At 71.4% G+C, this 15,353-nt stretch carries 16 protein-coding genes and 1 riboswitch; of the genes, 12 read left to right on the forward strand and 4 right to left on the reverse strand.

Annotation, left to right across the window (positions count from 1 at the left end; all coding sequences use genetic code 11):
• Window positions 1-62 precede the first annotated feature (62 nt).
• Both ACIQHQ_RS26490 and ACIQHQ_RS26495 read right to left on the reverse strand, forming a co-directional pair.
• Window positions 63-854: an SDR family oxidoreductase gene (locus ACIQHQ_RS26490; RefSeq protein ID WP_402615894.1), complete on the reverse strand. Its 792-nt coding sequence runs from the start codon at window positions 852-854 to the stop codon at window positions 63-65.
• Between the two features lie 102 nt (window positions 855-956).
• Window positions 957-1,844 (reverse strand): RNA polymerase sigma-70 factor, encoded by an 888-nt coding sequence (locus ACIQHQ_RS26495; protein ID WP_402615897.1) that lies wholly within the window; start codon window positions 1,842-1,844, stop codon window positions 957-959.
• 303 nt (window positions 1,845-2,147) lie between these two features.
• Window positions 2,148-2,278: riboswitch (FMN riboswitch) on the forward strand.
• A 143-nt stretch (window positions 2,279-2,421) separates the two neighbouring features.
• On the opposite strand from ACIQHQ_RS26495, the gene ACIQHQ_RS26500 reads away from it, so the two are divergent.
• The 9 genes from ACIQHQ_RS26500 to ACIQHQ_RS26540 all read left to right on the forward strand — a co-directional run bounded on the left by ACIQHQ_RS26500 (window position 2,422) and on the right by ACIQHQ_RS26540 (window position 9,843).
• Window positions 2,422-3,030 carry a riboflavin synthase gene (locus ACIQHQ_RS26500; RefSeq protein ID WP_402615900.1) on the forward strand — a complete coding sequence of 203 codons (609 nt, stop codon included), beginning with the start codon at window positions 2,422-2,424 and terminating at the stop codon, window positions 3,028-3,030.
• Window positions 3,027-3,668, forward strand: a complete 642-nt coding sequence (locus tag ACIQHQ_RS26505) for a nicotinamide riboside transporter PnuC (protein WP_402615902.1) — start codon at window positions 3,027-3,029, stop codon at window positions 3,666-3,668. The genes ACIQHQ_RS26500 and ACIQHQ_RS26505 overlap by 4 nt, the downstream gene beginning before the upstream one ends.
• A complete protein-coding gene (locus tag ACIQHQ_RS26510; RefSeq protein WP_402615904.1) occupies window positions 3,665-5,005 on the forward strand; it encodes a bifunctional 3,4-dihydroxy-2-butanone-4-phosphate synthase/GTP cyclohydrolase II in 1,341 nt (446 codons plus the stop codon). The genes ACIQHQ_RS26505 and ACIQHQ_RS26510 overlap by 4 nt, the downstream gene beginning before the upstream one ends.
• Before the next feature lie 20 nt (window positions 5,006-5,025).
• Window positions 5,026-5,511: a 6,7-dimethyl-8-ribityllumazine synthase gene (gene ribH / locus ACIQHQ_RS26515; RefSeq protein ID WP_402615906.1), complete on the forward strand. Its 486-nt coding sequence runs from the start codon at window positions 5,026-5,028 to the stop codon at window positions 5,509-5,511.
• Between the two features lie 34 nt (window positions 5,512-5,545).
• On the forward strand, window positions 5,546-5,818 hold the full coding sequence (locus ACIQHQ_RS26520) for a phosphoribosyl-ATP diphosphatase (RefSeq protein WP_019983911.1): 273 nt from the start codon (window positions 5,546-5,548) through the stop codon (window positions 5,816-5,818).
• Between the two features lie 45 nt (window positions 5,819-5,863).
• The gene (gene hisG, locus ACIQHQ_RS26525; protein ID WP_402615909.1) at window positions 5,864-6,712 is read left to right on the forward strand and encodes an ATP phosphoribosyltransferase; all 849 of its coding nucleotides are present in this window, start codon (window positions 5,864-5,866) and stop codon (window positions 6,710-6,712) included.
• A 13-nt stretch (window positions 6,713-6,725) separates the two neighbouring features.
• Window positions 6,726-7,181 carry a PH domain-containing protein gene (locus ACIQHQ_RS26530; protein ID WP_402615911.1) on the forward strand — a complete coding sequence of 152 codons (456 nt, stop codon included), beginning with the start codon at window positions 6,726-6,728 and terminating at the stop codon, window positions 7,179-7,181.
• Window positions 7,182-7,426: 245 nt separating this feature from the next.
• Window positions 7,427-8,761 carry a hemolysin family protein gene (locus ACIQHQ_RS26535; protein ID WP_402615914.1) on the forward strand — a complete coding sequence of 445 codons (1,335 nt, stop codon included), beginning with the start codon at window positions 7,427-7,429 and terminating at the stop codon, window positions 8,759-8,761.
• A complete protein-coding gene (locus ACIQHQ_RS26540; protein WP_402615917.1) occupies window positions 8,758-9,843 on the forward strand; it encodes a hemolysin family protein in 1,086 nt (361 codons plus the stop codon). Before ACIQHQ_RS26535 ends, ACIQHQ_RS26540 begins: the two co-directional genes overlap by 4 nt.
• Before the next feature lie 22 nt (window positions 9,844-9,865).
• On the opposite strand, the gene ACIQHQ_RS26545 is transcribed toward ACIQHQ_RS26540, so the two are convergent.
• Both ACIQHQ_RS26545 and ACIQHQ_RS26550 read right to left on the reverse strand, forming a co-directional pair.
• Complete coding sequence (locus tag ACIQHQ_RS26545) at window positions 9,866-11,725, reverse strand: AAA family ATPase (RefSeq protein WP_402615920.1); 1,860 nt, start codon at window positions 11,723-11,725, stop codon at window positions 9,866-9,868.
• A 431-nt stretch (window positions 11,726-12,156) separates the two neighbouring features.
• Window positions 12,157-12,813, reverse strand: a complete 657-nt coding sequence (locus tag ACIQHQ_RS26550; RefSeq protein ID WP_402616063.1) for a uridine kinase — start codon at window positions 12,811-12,813, stop codon at window positions 12,157-12,159.
• A 194-nt stretch (window positions 12,814-13,007) separates the two neighbouring features.
• On the opposite strand from ACIQHQ_RS26550, the gene ACIQHQ_RS26555 reads away from it, so the two are divergent.
• From ACIQHQ_RS26555 to ACIQHQ_RS26565, 3 genes are all read left to right on the forward strand, one after another.
• Window positions 13,008-14,387 (forward strand): peptidase C39 family protein, encoded by a 1,380-nt coding sequence (locus ACIQHQ_RS26555; RefSeq protein WP_402615923.1) that lies wholly within the window; start codon window positions 13,008-13,010, stop codon window positions 14,385-14,387.
• Window positions 14,388-14,478: 91 nt separating this feature from the next.
• Entirely contained in the window at window positions 14,479-14,619 is a 141-nt protein-coding gene (locus ACIQHQ_RS26560; protein ID WP_283972519.1) for an SCO1431 family membrane protein, read from the forward strand.
• 76 nt (window positions 14,620-14,695) lie between these two features.
• A complete protein-coding gene (locus ACIQHQ_RS26565; protein WP_402615926.1) occupies window positions 14,696-15,352 on the forward strand; it encodes a TetR/AcrR family transcriptional regulator in 657 nt (218 codons plus the stop codon).
• The last annotated feature ends 1 nt before the right edge of the window (window position 15,353 follow it).

The following is a 15,353-nucleotide window of genomic DNA, read 5'->3' on the forward strand; positions in this document are numbered from 1 at the left end:
CCCTCGTGCCGCTGCTTCCCGCCCTGCCCCTCGGCCGCCGCCCCCGCCCTGCCCCCTGGTGCCTAAGCCCCGGACCGGCCCTCTGAGCCCCGCCGGCTCCCCGCCCGCACCCGGTCGCTCCCGAACCGCCTCGCCAGGTACTCCTCGAACGACCCGGTGCCCACGGCCCGGTCCGGCGTCAGATGCCCCCCACTGCGGAAGCCCCGGTACGCCGCCCCCCACAGCGGCACGTGCACCACCGCTCGCCGTCGCCCGGACGCCTTCAGGTACGCGCGGGCCAGTGACTCGAACGTCCGCACCTCGGGCCCGCCCATGTCCTCGACCCGCCCCGCCGGCGCACCCGCCGCCAGTCCGGCCAGCCGGTCCGCGACCTCGGCGACCTCGACCGGCTGGTCCCGAAGGCCGGCCGGAAGGAACAGCACCGGCAGCTTCGACAGCCCCTGGAACAGCATGACCAGAAGGTCGTGGAACTGGGTGGCCCGCAGCACGGTCCAGCCGAGCCCCGACTCCTCGACGAGCCTCTCCACCGCGAGCTTGCTCTTGTAATAGCGGAACGGCACCCGGTCGACGCCGACGATGGAGATGTACACGAAGTGGGGCACACGCGCCCCGCGTGCCGCCATGATCAGGTTCACCGCCGCCTCCTCATCGCCCTTCTGCGACGACGCGCAGTGCACGATCGTGTCCACACCGGCGACCGCCGCGTCCAGCCCGGCACCGCCCTTGCGCAGATCGACCGCGTACGGCTCGCTGTGCCGGCTGAGTACCCGCACGTCGTGCCCGTCCGCGCGCAGCCGCTCGGCGACGAGCCGGCCGAGCGTTCCGGTACCGCCGGTCACCAGGATCGTGGTCATGAAGTTCAGTCCCTTCGGACGCCCGGCGCTCCCGTACGGAGCGCCCCACACCAGCTGAGACCGAACACCCCCCGCGGAATGTGACAGACGCGCCTGGCGGCCCTACGCCCGGGTGAGCTGACGCCGTGCGAACGCCAGCTTCTCCGGGTTGACGACGGCCCGCACCCCCGTGACCAGCCCGTCGCGCACCTCGATCGCCGCCAGCCCCACCAGGGTGTCGCCGGCCCAGGTGGCCAGCCCGGTGGCTCCGTTGACCTCCACCGGCGTGAAGTCCAGGCCCGCCGCGAATTTCGGGCCCCCGCCCGCCAGGAAGTGGGCGATCCTCTGCCCGCCCTCGATCGGCCAACGCGCTGCGGTGACCTTTCCGCCGCCGTCGCTCCACCAGGTCGCCTCGGCCGCGAGCAGCTTCTCCAGCCCGGCCAGATCACCCTCACGGGCCGCGGTGATGAACGACGCGACCAGCTCCTCCTGCTGCTCGGACGCGGGCTCGAACCGGGCCTGCGGCTGACCCACCCGCCGCACGGCCCTCCGGTACAGCTGACGGCAGTTCGCCTCGCTCACATCCAGCACCCCGGCGATCTCCCGGTGCCCGTACCCGAACGCCTCCCGCAGCACGTACACCGCCCGCTCGGTCGGCGTCAGCCGCTCCAGCAGCACCAGCATCGCCATCGACACGGCATCCCGCTGCTCGGCCGACTCCAGCGGCCCGAGCGTGCCGTCCCCGGTGACCACCGGCTCGGGCAGCCAGGTCCCGACGTACTGCTCGCGGCGGGCCCGCGCGGAGGTCAACCGGTTCAGGCAGAGGTTTGTGACGACCTTGGCGAGCCAGGCCGCCGGCTGCTCGATCCCGGCCCGGTCGGCTCCGCTGAAGCGCAGGTACGCGTCCTGGACCGCGTCCTCGGCCTCCTCGGCGGAGCCCAGCAGACGGTAGGCGAGCGAGAACATCCGGCGCCGGTGGATCTCGAACTCGTCGGCGGTCGTCGTGGTCATACGACTCACCCTGCCAGAACGCCGTGTGCGCGGCATGGGAAGGCCCGACGGCGGGCAAGGGCCGTCGTCACCGCCGCCGGGCCGGTCGGTGGAGGCCGGTCGATCCTGACGCCGACCCTAGAAAGGACTAGACCAAATCGTCAATAGGTGTGTACCAATGGCGGCCTCAAGAGGCCGGTCCGGCACGGACGTTGAGGACCCGGTCGCGCTCGGGAAGGGGGGCGACACGGTCTGTGAGACAGCCCACACACTTCTCCTCTCAGAACGCCGATCAGGCGTGGCACACTGGCCGAGTACCACAAGCAGCGCACTCCGGGGTCGGTGAAAGTCCGAACCGGCGGTTACAGTCCGCGACCCGGTCGCCTCCAGCGGCCGGTTGACCAGGTGAAATTCCTGGACCGACGGTTAAAGTCCGGATGGGAGGCAGTGCGCGGCGAGCGGGCATCCGTGCGCGCCGCCCAGAAGTCCGTCCCCGTGGCGGACTCCGTCCGGCGTCGTCCCCGGTGTCCTGCTCGTACTTTCTGTCGTCATCGACAGCCCCGGAGTCCGTGCCCGAAGAGGCAGGAGGACCCGGGAAGTGTTCACCGGAATCGTCGAAGAGCTGGGCGAGGTCACCGCCGTCGAGAACCTCGACGACGCCTGTCGCTTCCGGCTGCGCGGCCCCGTCGTCACCGAAGGCGCGAAACACGGCGACTCCATCGCCGTCAACGGTGTCTGCCTCACGGTCGTCGACCACGAGGGCGACGAGTTCACCGCCGACGTCATGGCCGAGACCCTGAACCGCTCCAGCCTCGGTGCCCTGAAGGCCGGCTCCCGCGTCAACCTCGAACGCCCCATGGCCGTAGGCGAACGCCTCGGCGGGCACATCGTGCAGGGCCACGTGGACGGCACCGGCGAGATCCTGGAGCGCAAGCCCTCCGAGAACTGGGAGATCGTGAAGATCTCCCTCCCCGCCGACCTCACCCGGTACGTGGTCGAAAAGGGCTCCATCACCGTCGACGGCATCAGCCTCACCGTCGTCGACGCCGGCTCCGACCACTTCACCGTGAGCCTCATCCCCACCACCCTCGCCCTGACCACGCTCGGCCACAAGCAGCCCGGCGACCCGGTCAACCTCGAGGTGGACGTCATCGCCAAGTACGTCGAGCGGATGCTCGGCGACCGCGCGCAGGGGGCGGCCCGGTGAACACGCTGAACTCCGAGGCGTTCGCCCTCTTCGGACAGCACATTCTCTGGTCCGACATGGTCGGCAACCTCTTCGGCCTGGCCGCCCTCGCCCTCGGCTGGCGGCGCTCCATCTGGACCTGGCCCGTGCAGTTCCTGGCCGGCCTGATCCTCTTCGGCGCCTTCTTCGGTCACCTCACCGGCAGCGCCGGCAAGCAGGCGGTCGTCATGGTGGTCGCCCTGTACGGCTGGTGGCAGTGGCAGCGCGGCAAGGGGCAGGGCGAGGACGGCCACATAGCCGTCCGGTTCGCCACCTGGCGCGAGCGCGCGGCGATGGCCGCGGCGGCCGCCGCCGGCACGGTCGCGGTGGCGCTGCTCTTCACGGCGTACCCCACCCTGTCCTGGGACCCCTGGCCGGACGCCTACATCTTCGTCGGCACCGTCGTCGCCATGTACGCCCAGGCCCGCGGCATGGTCGAGTTCTGGTTCGCCTGGCTGCTCGTCGACCTCGTCGGCGTGCCCCTCAACTTCGCCAACGGCTACGCCTTCTCCGGCTTCGTCTACGTCATCTACGGCGCGCTCGTCCTGTGGGGCCTGCGCGACTGGTGGCTGCGCTCGCGTCAGGCCGCGCGGCCCACCCTGGAAGGAGCGCCGGCATGACTGCCCGCCCGTCACCCGCCACCACCCTGAACGAGGCGCTTCGCGCCATCCCCTCGACCACCGCCCTGTACGGCACCGACGACGTCGAGAACTTCGCCCTCGACCCCGTCGAGCAGGCCATCGCCGACATCGCGGCCGGCCGCCCCGTCGTGGTCGTCGACGACGAGGACCGGGAGAACGAGGGCGACCTCGTCATCGCCGCCGAGAAGGCGACCCCCGAGATCGTCGCCTTCATGATGAGCGAGTGCCGCGGCCTGATCTGCGCCCCCATGGAGGGCGAGGAACTGGACCGGCTGAACCTCCCGCAGATGGTCGAGGACAACACCGAGTCGATGAAGACCGCGTTCACGGTCTCCGTCGACGCCTCTGCCGCCCACGGCGTGAGCACCGGCATCTCCGCCTCCGACCGCGCCACCACCCTCCGGCTGCTCGCCGGCGGCGTCAGCGGACCCGACGACTTCGTCCGCCCCGGCCACATCTTCCCGCTGCGCGCCCGGCCCGGAGGTGTCCTGACCCGCAACGGCCACACCGAGGCCGCGGTCGACCTCGCCCGCCTCGCGGGCCTGCGCCCGGCCGGCGCGATCGTCGAGATCGCCGGTGAGGACGGCACCATGCTGCGCCTGCCCGAGCTGATCCCCTTCGCCCGCAAGCACGGCCTGACGATCATCTCCATCGAGGACCTGATCGCCTACCGCCGCAGCAGCGAACCCACCGTCCGCCGCGAGGCCAGGACCCAACTGCCCACCGCACACGGCACCTTCACGGCCTACGGCTACCGCTCCGTCGTCGACGGCGTCGAGCACGTCGCCCTGGTGCACGGTGAGATCGGCGACGGCCAGGACGTCCTCGTCCGGGTCCACTCCGAATGCCTCACCGGCGACGTCTTCGGCTCCGCCCGTTGCGACTGCGGCCCCCAACTGGACGCCTCCCTGGCCCGCATCCAGGCCGAGGGCCGGGGCGTGGTGGTCTACCTGCGCGGACACGAGGGCCGCGGCATCGGCCTGATGTCCAAACTGCGCGCCTACGAACTCCAGGAACGCGGTCGCGACACCCTCGACGCCAACCTCGAACTCGGCCTGCCCGCCGACGCCCGCGACTACGCCGCGGGCGCCCAGATCCTTGCCGACCTCGGCGTGCGCGGCGTCCGGCTGCTGACCAACAACCCCGACAAGACCGACGCGCTCGTGCGGCACGGCATCGCGGTCAGGGCGCGCGTGCCGATGCCCGTGAGCGCCGGCGAGCACAATCTCCGCTACCTGCGCACCAAGCGGGACCGGATGGGCCACGACCTGCCCTGGCTGGACACGACGACCGTGCCGGCCTGCGGCAACCAGTAAGAGAGCACAGAGGGAGAGACGTGAGCGGCAAGGGTGCACCGGAGCTGTCCGTACGCAATGTGGGTGACCTCCGGGTCGCCGTCATCGCGGCACAGTGGCACGAGAAGGTGATGAACGGCCTGGTCGACGGCGCCCTGCGCGCCCTGCACGACCTGGGCATCGACGAGCCGACCCTGCTGAGGGTCCCCGGCAGCTGGGAGCTCCCGGTCGTCGCGAAGGTCCTCGCGGGCCGCGGCTACGACGCGATCGTCGCCCTCGGCGTCGTCATCCGCGGCGGAACCCCCCACTTCGAATACGTGTGCCAGGGCGTGACCCAGGGCCTCACCCAGGTCTCCGTCGACACCGGCGTCCCCATCGGCTTCGGCGTGCTGACCTGCGACACCGAGGAGCAGGCCCTGGACCGCGCCGGAATCGAGGGCTCCCACGAGGACAAGGGGCACGAGGCGGTGACGGCCGCGGTCGCGACCGCGGCCACCCTCCGCTCAGTATCCGAACCCTGGCGCTGACGAAAGCCGTGTGTGGCATAGGCTGAGCGACACCATGTCCAAGAAGACGTTCGAGGAGCTCTTCACCGAGCTCCAGCACAAGGCCGCCCAGGGCGATCCCGCCACTTCCCGCACCGCAGAACTGGTCGGGAAGGGCGTTCACGCCATCGGCAAGAAGGTCGTCGAAGAGGCCGCCGAGGTGTGGATGGCCGCCGAGTACGAGGGCAAGGAGGCGGCCGCCGAGGAGATCTCGCAGCTGCTGTACCACGTCCAGGTGATGATGGTCGCCCGCGGCATCTCCCTCGACGACGTCTACGCCCACCTGTAAGCCGCACCCGTCCCGTACGACACCCACGCAAAGGAAGCCGACCTCATGCTGCGCATCGCCGTCCCCAACAAGGGTTCCCTGTCAGGCCCTGCGGCGGAGATGCTGCATGAGGCCGGCTACCAGCAGCGCCGGGAGTCCAAGGAACTGCGGATCGTCGACCCGGTGAACGAGGTCGAGTTCTTCTACCTCCGCCCCCGCGACATCGCGATCTACGTCGCCTCCGGCCAGCTGGACATCGGCCTCACCGGCCGTGACCTGCTCATCGACTCCGGCGCCGAGGCCGAGGAGATCCTCGCCCTCGGCTTCGCCCGCTCCACCTTCCGCTACGCCACCAAGCCCGGCACGATCAGCGGCCTGGCGGACCTGGCGGGCAAGACGATCGCCACCTCCTACGAGGGCATCGTCGCGGCGCACTTGGCCGAGCACGACATCGACGCCTCCGTCGTCCACCTCGACGGCGCCGTCGAGACCGCCATCCAGCTCGGTGTCGCCCAGGTCATCGCCGACGTCGTCGAGACCGGCACCTCCCTGCGCAACGCGGGCCTGGAGGTCGCCGGGGAGCCGATCATGCAGTCCGAGGCCGTCGTGATCCGCCGCACCGGCGCGGAGCCCGACGACCCCAAGGTGCAGCAGTTCCTGCGCCGCCTCCAGGGCGTCCTGGTCGCCCGGACGTACGTGATGATGGACTACGACTGCCGTGTCGAGCAGCTGGAGAAGGCCGTGGCCCTCACGCCCGGCCTGGAGTCCCCGACGGTCTCCCCGCTGCACAACGAGGGCTGGGTCGCCGTCCGCGCGATGGTCCCGGCCAAGGAAGCCCAGCGGATCATGGACGACCTGTACGACATCGGCGCCCGGGCCATCCTGACCACGGCCATCCACGCCTGCCGTCTCTGAGGGGCGCGTACCGATGTCCGATCTGCCCACCCTGCCCGTCACCTTCCGGCCGGGCAGCACCCGCGTGGTGCTGCTCACCGCAGCCGTCGCCGTCTTCGTGGTGATCACTGCGGTCGCGATGCTGCTGAAGCAGCTCAGCCCCGGCGAGCGCGTCAGCTTCGTCTTCACGGCGCTCCTGCTGGACGCCGTACTGCTCCTTCTGGCGCGGCCCAAGGTCATCGCCGACGAGGACGGCGTCACTGTCGTGAATCTCACGAACAAGCGCCGGCTGGAATGGGCGGAGATCCTCCAGGTGACCCTCCGGCCCGGCGACCCCTGGGTCTTCCTCAACCTCAGCGACGGCACCAGCCTGCCTGCTCTGGGCATCCAGCCGGGCCTGGCCAAGCAACGCGCGATCGCCGACGCCCGGGCCCTGCGGGCGCTCGCCGAGGCCCGTTCCGCGGCGCGCCCCGGGGAGCCTCGGGACTGACGCGGGATCCTCCCGGCGGCCGCCACTGCCGCACCGGGCCGTGTCTTGATTAATCTGTTGGCGGAGGCGTGACGGATGCGCCTCCGTCTCTGTCGCCCCGACCGGTGCGCAGAGGCCCCCCTGCTCACCGAGGAGTGACCCCCTCCGGCGATGGACGGATCGTCCTGCAGTATCTGCGCCGCCCCCTGCCGACATAGCGCGGACCTCGTTGTCGAGGAACGCGACCGTGCGGAGGCGGCGGCATCATGACCATCCCCCTGCTGCTCCTGGCAGCCGCGTTCCTGCTGATCCTCGCCAACGGATTCTTCGTGGCCGCCGAGTTCGGACTCGTGACGGTCGAGCGCCCGGAGGCCGAGAAGGCCGCCGCCGAGGGCGACCGGCGCGCCCACCGTGTCGTGGAATCGCTCAAGGAACTGTCCTTCCAGCTCTCCGGCACCCAGCTCGGCATCACCATCACCTCGCTCGTCGTCGGCATGCTCGCCGAACCGGCGCTCGCCGAGCTCCTGCACGGCCCGTTCACCGCGGTCGGCATCCCCGAGGGAGCCGTCTCCGGTGTCACGGTCGTGGTCGGCATGCTGCTGGCCTCCGCCGTGCAGATGGTGATCGGCGAGCTCCTGCCCAAGAACTGGGCGGTGTCCAGGCCGTTGCAGGTCGCGCGCTTCGTCGCGGGCCCGCAGCATGTCTTCGCCCGGCTGTTCCGCCCGGTCATCGCCGGCCTCAACGCCGTAGCGAACCGGCTCGTGCGCGCCCTGGGCGTCGAACCCGCCGAGGAACTGGCCTCCGCCCGCACCCCCGGCGAACTCGTCTCCCTGGCCCGCCACTCCGCCCGGGCCGGAGCCCTGGAGCAGGACACGGCCGATCTGTTCGTCCGGACCCTGTCGCTGGGCGAGCTGACCGCGCAGCACGTGATGACGCCGCGCGTGAAGGTCAGCGCCCTGCAGTCCTCGGCCACCGCCGAGGACGTGGTCAACCTGACCCGGGCCACCGGCCTGTCCCGCTTCCCCGTCTACCGGGAGAGGATCGACGAGGTCGTCGGCATGGTCCACCTCAAGGACGCCCTGGCCGTGCCCGTCCAGGACCGGCTGCGCACCCCCGTCGGCCGCATCGCCCGCCCGGCGCTGCTCGTCCCCGAGACGCTGCCGGTGCGGCCGCTCCTCGCGCGCCTGCGCAGCGAGCAGCCCATCGCGGTCGTCGTCGACGAGTACGGCGGCACCGCCGGTGTCGTCACGCTGGAGGACATCGTCGAGGAACTCGTCGGCGAGGTCCGCGACGAGCACGACGGACACGACCTGCCCGAGCTGGCCGCCGCGCCGCCGGAGGACGGAAGGCCCGCCTGGGATGTCGACGGCAGCTGCCGGGTCGACATCCTGCAGCGCATAGGCCTCGACGTGCCCGAAGGCCCGTACGAGACCGTCGCGGGCCTGATCGCAGACCTGCTGGGCCGCATCCCGGCCGTCGGGGACAAGGCGGAGCTGCCCGGCTGGCGGCTGTCCGTGCGCCAGGTCGGCCACTACCGCGCGGAACGGGTCCGGGTGGTGCGTACCGCCCCCGTGGTCTCCATGGCGGAGGCCGTCCGATGAGCGTGCTCCAGCTTCTCTTCGCGGCGCTGCTCGTGCTCGCCAACGGCTTTTTCGTCGGCGCCGAGTTCGCGCTGGTCTCCGTACGCCGCAGCCAGATCGAGCCGCTCGGCACCGCCCGCTCCCGGCAGGTCCTCTACGGTCTTGAGCGCCTGCCGCAGATGATGGCGGCGGCCCAGTTCGGCATCACGATCTGCTCGCTGACCCTCGGCGCGGTCGCCGAACCGACCGTCGCGCACCTGCTGGAGCCGGTCTTCGAGCGGATCCACCTGCCCGAGGGCGTGATCCATCCGCTCACCTACGTCATCGCCCTCGCCGCCGTGGTCTTCTTCCACCTCGTCATCGGCGAGATGGTCCCGAAGAACCTGGCGATGGCGGCCCCGGAGAAGGCCGCGCTGTGGCTGAGCCCCGGCCTGGTCTGGTTCGCCCGCTTCTGCAAGCCCATCACCGCCGCCCTCGGCGCCTGTTCCCAAAGCATCCTGCGGCTCTTCCACGTGGAGCCCAAGGACGAGGTCGAGGCCGTCTTCACCAGCGAGCAGCTCAACCGGCTGGTGGAGGACGCCGGCCAGGCGGGCCTGCTCGACCCCGAGGAGGCCGAACGCCTGGAGGACGCCCTGGAGCTGGGCTCCCGACCGGTCACGGACGTCCTGCTCAAGCGGGAGTCCCTGGTGACGGTCAGCCCGTCGGTCACCCCCGGCCGCATCGTCGAGCTCACGGCCCGTACCGGTTACTCCCGTTTCCCGGTCGCCGCGGACAACGGCGTGTTCATGGGCTTTCTGCATGTCAAGGACGTCCTCGACCTGGAGGACTCCGACCGGGCCGTCCCGCAGCACCTGTGGCGTTCCATGACGACCCTGCGGTCCGAGCTGCCGCTGGACGACGCGCTGACGGTGATGCGGCGGGCGGCGACCCACCTGGCCCAGGTGGCCGACGGGTCCGGGAAGGTGCTCGGGCTGGTCGCGCTGGAGGACGTGCTGGAGCTGCTGGTGGGGGAGGTGCGCGACCCGGCCCATCGTGAGGTGCGCGAGGTGAGGCTGACCGAGCCCCGGAGCAGTGGGGCCTCGGAGGAGGTCCTGGCCACCTAGCGCTACGCCCCACGCCGCTTCCTCATGGTCCGGGCGGATCCTGCGGTCCCCGCCCGGACAGCACTTCCCCGTACGCCTGCATCAAATCCGGCAACCGCAGCGTGGCGAGATCCTCACGCTCCAGCGCGCCGGGGTAGAGGGACAACCGCAAGTCCCGGTAGGCACAGCTCTTCTCGTACAGCGTCCGCAGGAACCGTCCGTTCCCCAGCTCGTCGATCCACCCCTGGTCCACCACGTGCCCGGCGATGGAGCGCAGCTCGTCGAGGGCCTCCTCGTCCCACAGGTCACCGTTGTCGGCCGCCAGTACCCTGCCGATCTCGGTGAGTTCGAGGGGCCGGTACGACGGGAAGTCCACGCGGGTGGTGAAACGGGACGACAGACCGGGGTTCGCGGCCAGCAGGCGGTCCATGCCCTCCGGGTAGCCGGCCAGGATCACCACGAGGTGGTCGCGGTTGTCCTCCGCGCGCTTCAGCAGCACCTGCAGGGCCTCGTCGCCGTAGGCGTCCCCCTTGCTGTAGCCAGAGTTGGACAGCGAGTAGGCCTCGTCGACGAAGAGGACGCCCCCGAGGGCCGAGTCGATCAGCTCGTTCGCCTTCACCGCCGTCTGCCCGAGGTACTCGCCCACCAGATCGGCCCGCTGCGCCTCCACGAGGTGGTCGCCGCCGAGCAGCCCGAGCGCGTAGAAGACACGGCCGAGGATGCGGGCGACGGTGGTCTTGCCGGTGCCGGAGGGTCCCGAGAAGACGAAGTGCCGTTTGGGCGGCTGGACCGGAAGGCCCTGCCCGGCCCGCAGCCGGGCCATGTTCATCTGCGCCGACAGTGCCTTGACCTGACGTTTCACCGGCTCCAGGCCCACCATGCGCTCCAGCTCGGCGAGTGCTTCCTCCAGTAAGGCCGGGTCGGTCGGCCCGGCGGGCAGGGAGGAGGCCGGGCCGGTCCTCTCGCGGACCGGCGGGACGGTCACCGGCGGCAGGGGAGCGGTCGGCGGCTCGGGGTCGGGCAGTCTCAGGTCGCGCCCCTCCAGGCCGAAGAGCGGATCGAACCCGTCCGGCCCGTCGACGACGTCCTGGCCCGCGCCGGTGAGCGTGATCGCGGCGAGGTCCGTGACGTCGTCGTATCCGTCGCCCTCGGCTATCGCGGCGAGCCGGGCGGAGGTGTCCATGAAGGCGGGGTCGACGCGGTGCACGGCCCGGTACAGGGGGAGCGCGGCGGCACTGCGGCCGGTGCCCTCGTGGGCCCGGGCCAGCCAGTACCGCAGCTCCTTGCGCTGGGGCTGTTCGCTGCGGCAGCGCATCAGCGCGGCGGCCAGCAGTGGTTCGGCCTGGCCGTACATCTCCAGGCGGACCCGGGCCATGCCGCCGAACAGGCCCGCCTCGATGCCGAGCACGGGTTCGTCGAGCAGCGGGTCGGTGTGGCGGACGAGCTGCTCCCAGTCCTTGACCAAATAGGCGCGGCAGGCGTGCAGGAAGCGGACCTGGTGGTCGGTGTCCACCGGCGGCAGCCCGGCGAGCGCCCGGTCCAGCTCGGGAACATGGCGGCCGTCGAGCCAGTGGGAGGCGTGCGCGAGGAGCAGGTCGCGGGGGCTCTCCAGTACGGGTTGCACCCACCAGCCCAGCCAGTACCAGGAGTTGAGCGGGCGACGATAGCGTGAGCGCTGCTCCCCGAAGCGGTCGCGGTGCTGGAACATCCGCAGCAGCGCGGTCGTCGTGTCGACGCGCAGCGCGTGCAGTCCGAGCCAGCCGTCGGCCATCCCGGAGTCCATGCGCACGGCGGCGCGGAACTCCTCCTCCGCCTGCGGATAGGCGCCCATGGTGTAGGCGTCCACGCCTCGCAGCCAGGCGAGGTCGGCCGGGGCCTGAGGGCCCTGCGTGCCGAAGTCCATCACGTCCCCCACGAACCGTGCCCCCGTCGGTATGCCAACGAGCCGTCCCCCGGTCGGCTGCCCTGCTCGAACCGCTGTGCCACGGACCGGAGTTGCCGGGCGCAAAGCAACCGTCCGCAGGTCGCGACGAGGGCATCGTACCTTCGCGGGCGGCGCGCCCGTAGAGTGCCGCAGGGGCCGTTCGGCGAGGTGGGAGCGGACGTGGCGGACTCGCGCACGGTGACCCAGGGTGAGCGGTCGGTGCCCCCCGCGGCGGCCGGAAAACCGGAAGAGGGCAGAACGAAGCCCCCGATCACGGGGGAACAACCGGGGGCTTCGCGTCTGCGGGCGGCTCCGATGCCGCACATTGAGAACGTAAGACCTGTACGGCCCAGCGGTCAAGCCGAGTTGAGGCACTGCGGCGAGACCTCCCGCAAGGCCCCTTCACCAGTTCAGCACACTGCGGGCGGTCCGTCACCGTCCGTGAGGGGCTGGTCCGGTCCAGCGGTCCCAGCAGGTCCCACGAGCACCTCATATCCCTCATTCTCCTGCTGTACCAGAAGGTCGGCGAACGGTCGCGAGGGATCGCCGGCGAAGTGCCGGCGTTCCGCCGGGACCCAGCCGTCCCAGAATTCCCGCTGCTCGGGCCCGTCCCGCGACCGTCCTCGCGCCCAGGCCTCCTCACGCGGCAGCTCCATCCACAGCAGAAGGGCCAGGTGGGGGCGCAGCGCCCGGCGCCCCGCGCCGACGCCCTCCAGGAGGAGCACCGGAGCGGGCGGGAGCGGGACCGGCGCGCCGAAGCGGCGATCCCGCCAGTCGTAGGGGGTGTAGTGCGCGGTCCGGCCCTGGGAGAGCGGCTCGATCACCTGGTCCAGCAGCCGCCCGGTCCAGTCGAAGAGCGCGTCGTGGCTGGCGACGTCGTCGAGGCGCAGCACCGGCGCACCGCCCAGCGCCGTGGCCAACTGCCCGGTGAACGTGCTCTTTCCGGACCCGGCGTGGCCGTCGACGCCGACGAGGCGGACCGGGCCGCAGGAGGGGGAGAGACGGCGGATCCGGGTGGCCAGCTCGTGGACGGCGGGGCCCGGTGCGGGGCGGAAGGACGGATTCATCTCGCCCAGCACTCTAACGACGGTGTCCTGCGCGGTCGCCACTGGTCGACGCCAATATTGGTGGGCGTGGCGCGCGTCGAAGTGCTGGCAGGACACGGCGGGCTGTGCTCATATGTGGCGCACGCACGGATGCGTCCGGCCGTGCGCGGACCTGTCCCGCCCCTGCCCGACTCCGACATCCGGGGGTCCCCGCCATGCGCAGAGCCGAACAGCCCTCCCGCAGAACCGTCCTGGCCGCCGCGGTCGCCGCCGCCGTCACCGCGGGCGCGGGTCCGGCGGCCGCCGATCCCGAGGCTCCCATGACGACCGACACCGCAGACCCCGCCCGGGCGGTCCCGGCCCCCACCGTCGACAACCGGGCCTGGATCTCCTACGGCGACTGGCGCGGCGGAACCGCCAGGGGCACCCGGGCCGTCGCGGGCGCCCGCCCGGGCCTGGTGATCGCCGGCCCCGTCGCAACGGCCGACTACACGGACCCGCACACCGGCACCACCGCGGCGTGGGAGTACGGCACCTGGACCTCGCCCGTCCACCGGTTCACCGTCCCCGCGACCGAGGCGGTCGTCTCCTGGAACGCGCGCACCCCCGTCGGCACCTGGATCCAGGCCGAGATCAGGGGCACCTACACCGACGGCACCAGCACCCCCTGGTACGTGATGGGCCGCTGGGCGGCGGGCGACCAGGACATCCGGCGCACGTCGGTCGACGACCAGGGCGACGGCAAGAGCACGGTCTGGACCGACACCCTGGCGATCGACGACCCGCCGACCGGCCTGCGCCTGGCCTCGTACCGGCTGCGCCTGACCCTCTACCGCAAGCCCGGCACCAAGGCCACGCCCACCGTCTGGCGGCTCGGCGCCATGGGCTCCGACGTGCCCGACCGGTTCACCGTCCCGGCGTCCGCGCCCGGCCTCGCGAAGGAACTGGCCGTCCCGCGCTACTCGCAGGAGATCCACAAGGGCCGGTATCCCGAGTACGACAACGGTGGCGAAGCCTGGTGCAGCCCGACGTCCTCCCAGATGATCATCGAGTACTGGGGCGGCCGGCTCACCGAGGAGCAACTCGCCTGGGTCGACCCGTCGTACACCGATCCGCAGGTCTGCCACGCGGCCCGGTTCACGTACGACTACCAGTACGGGGGGTGCGGCAACTGGCCGTTCAACGCCGCATACGCGGCCACGTACGAGGACCTCCAGGGCGTGGTCACCCGGCTCGGCTCGCTCACCGAACTGGAGAGGCTGATCGCCGCGGGCATCCCGGCCATAACGTCCCAGTCGTTCCTCAAGGAGGAGCTGACCGGCGCCGGGTACGGCACCGCCGGGCACCTGATGACCGTCATCGGCTTCACCGCCGAGGGCGACGTGATCGCCAACGATCCCTTCTCCGCGACCGACGAGGCCGTGCGACGCGTCTACCGCAGGCGCGAGTGGGAGAACATCTGGCTCAGGACGAAGCGGTACAACGCCTCCGGCAAGGTCGTCTCCGGTACCGGCGGCATCTGTTATCTGTACTTCCCGGCCCGCCCGAGCGCCGTCCAGCGCAAGGCCCTGGCGGCCGTGGGCATCCGCGTGTGACCAAGCTCTCGGCCGCAAAAGCCGCTCCCGGTGGCAAGGTGGACAGGACTTAGGGGGGAGTCCGTCCGCACCACCGACCCTGCGAGAAGCCATGACCGCGTACTCCGTCACCGCCACCCGCGCCCGCACCGGCGGCCCTCAGGAAGACGGCCCGAAGATCGTCGAGCACGTCATGGGATGGGCCCTCGTCGTGGTCGTCGCGATGCTCGTGACCCAGCTCGGGCTGCTGTGACCTGACCCACGGCCCGGCGTCGGCGCCTGCCATACTGCGGAGGTCCCGCCCCCGCCCGTCGAGACCAGGGTCGACCTTGAACATCAGCCCCCAGCCTGCCGCGCGCCCCAAGGCCCGCGGCACCGAGCGCTCGATGGCGCGCCGTGCCGAACTCATCGCCATCGGGCGGAGGTTGTTCGCCGACATCTCCTACGACGCCCTGTCGATGGACGACATCGCCCGGCAGGCGCACGTCGCCAAGGGGCTGATCTACTACTACTTCCAGTCCAAGCGCGGCTATTACCTGGCCATCATCCAGGACTCGGTCACCGAGCTGGTCACACTGGCGGCGAGCGGTCCCGAGCTGCCCCCGGTCGACCGGGTCCAGCGCACCGTCGACAGCTATCTGCGCTACGCCGAGCACAACCAGGCCGCGTACCGCACGATCGTCAGCGGCGGCGTCGGCTTCGACACCGAAGTGCACGCGCTGCGCGACGGGGTGCGCGAGGCGGTGGTGACGACCATCGCCGAGGGGGCGTACGGCCGTGTCGACATCACCGCGCTGGCGCGGATGGGGCTGCTGGCCTGGATGTGCAGCGTCGAGGGTGCCACGCTCGAATGGATCGACCGTCCCGAACTGCCCCGCGCCACCATGTGCGAGCTGCTCGTGAAGACCCTCGGCGGCGCTCTGCGCGCGATCGAGGAACTCGACCCGGCCCACCCGGCCCCGCAGCCCGCCCGCCGGGGCGCATGAC

Source organism: Streptomyces sp. NPDC092370 (assembly GCF_044755265.1).
In the GTDB taxonomy this organism is placed as follows: Bacteria; Actinomycetota; Actinomycetes; order Streptomycetales; family Streptomycetaceae; genus Streptomyces.

Bases quoted from the DNA above. Each gene is read 5' to 3' on its own strand.
- ACIQHQ_RS26490 (WP_402615894.1), bottom strand. From the start codon at position 854: ATGACCACGATCCTGGTGACCGGCGGTACCGGAACGCTCGGCCGGCTC.
- ACIQHQ_RS26495 (WP_402615897.1), bottom strand. From the start codon at position 1,844: ATGACCACGACGACCGCCGACGAGTTCGAGATCCACCGGCGCCGGATG.
- ACIQHQ_RS26510 (WP_402615904.1), top strand. From the start codon at position 3,665: ATGACTGCCCGCCCGTCACCCGCCACCACCCTGAACGAGGCGCTTCGC.
- ACIQHQ_RS26520 (WP_019983911.1), top strand. From the start codon at position 5,546: ATGTCCAAGAAGACGTTCGAGGAGCTCTTCACCGAGCTCCAGCACAAG.
- hisG (WP_402615909.1), top strand. From the start codon at position 5,864: ATGCTGCGCATCGCCGTCCCCAACAAGGGTTCCCTGTCAGGCCCTGCG.
- ACIQHQ_RS26530 (WP_402615911.1), top strand. From the start codon at position 6,726: ATGTCCGATCTGCCCACCCTGCCCGTCACCTTCCGGCCGGGCAGCACC.
- ACIQHQ_RS26535 (WP_402615914.1), top strand. From the start codon at position 7,427: ATGACCATCCCCCTGCTGCTCCTGGCAGCCGCGTTCCTGCTGATCCTC.
- ACIQHQ_RS26540 (WP_402615917.1), top strand. From the start codon at position 8,758: ATGAGCGTGCTCCAGCTTCTCTTCGCGGCGCTGCTCGTGCTCGCCAAC.
- ACIQHQ_RS26545 (WP_402615920.1), bottom strand. From the start codon at position 11,725: ATGGACTTCGGCACGCAGGGCCCTCAGGCCCCGGCCGACCTCGCCTGG.
- ACIQHQ_RS26550 (WP_402616063.1), bottom strand. From the start codon at position 12,813: ATGAATCCGTCCTTCCGCCCCGCACCGGGCCCCGCCGTCCACGAGCTG.
- ACIQHQ_RS26555 (WP_402615923.1), top strand. From the start codon at position 13,008: ATGCGCAGAGCCGAACAGCCCTCCCGCAGAACCGTCCTGGCCGCCGCG.
- ACIQHQ_RS26560 (WP_283972519.1), top strand. From the start codon at position 14,479: ATGACCGCGTACTCCGTCACCGCCACCCGCGCCCGCACCGGCGGCCCT.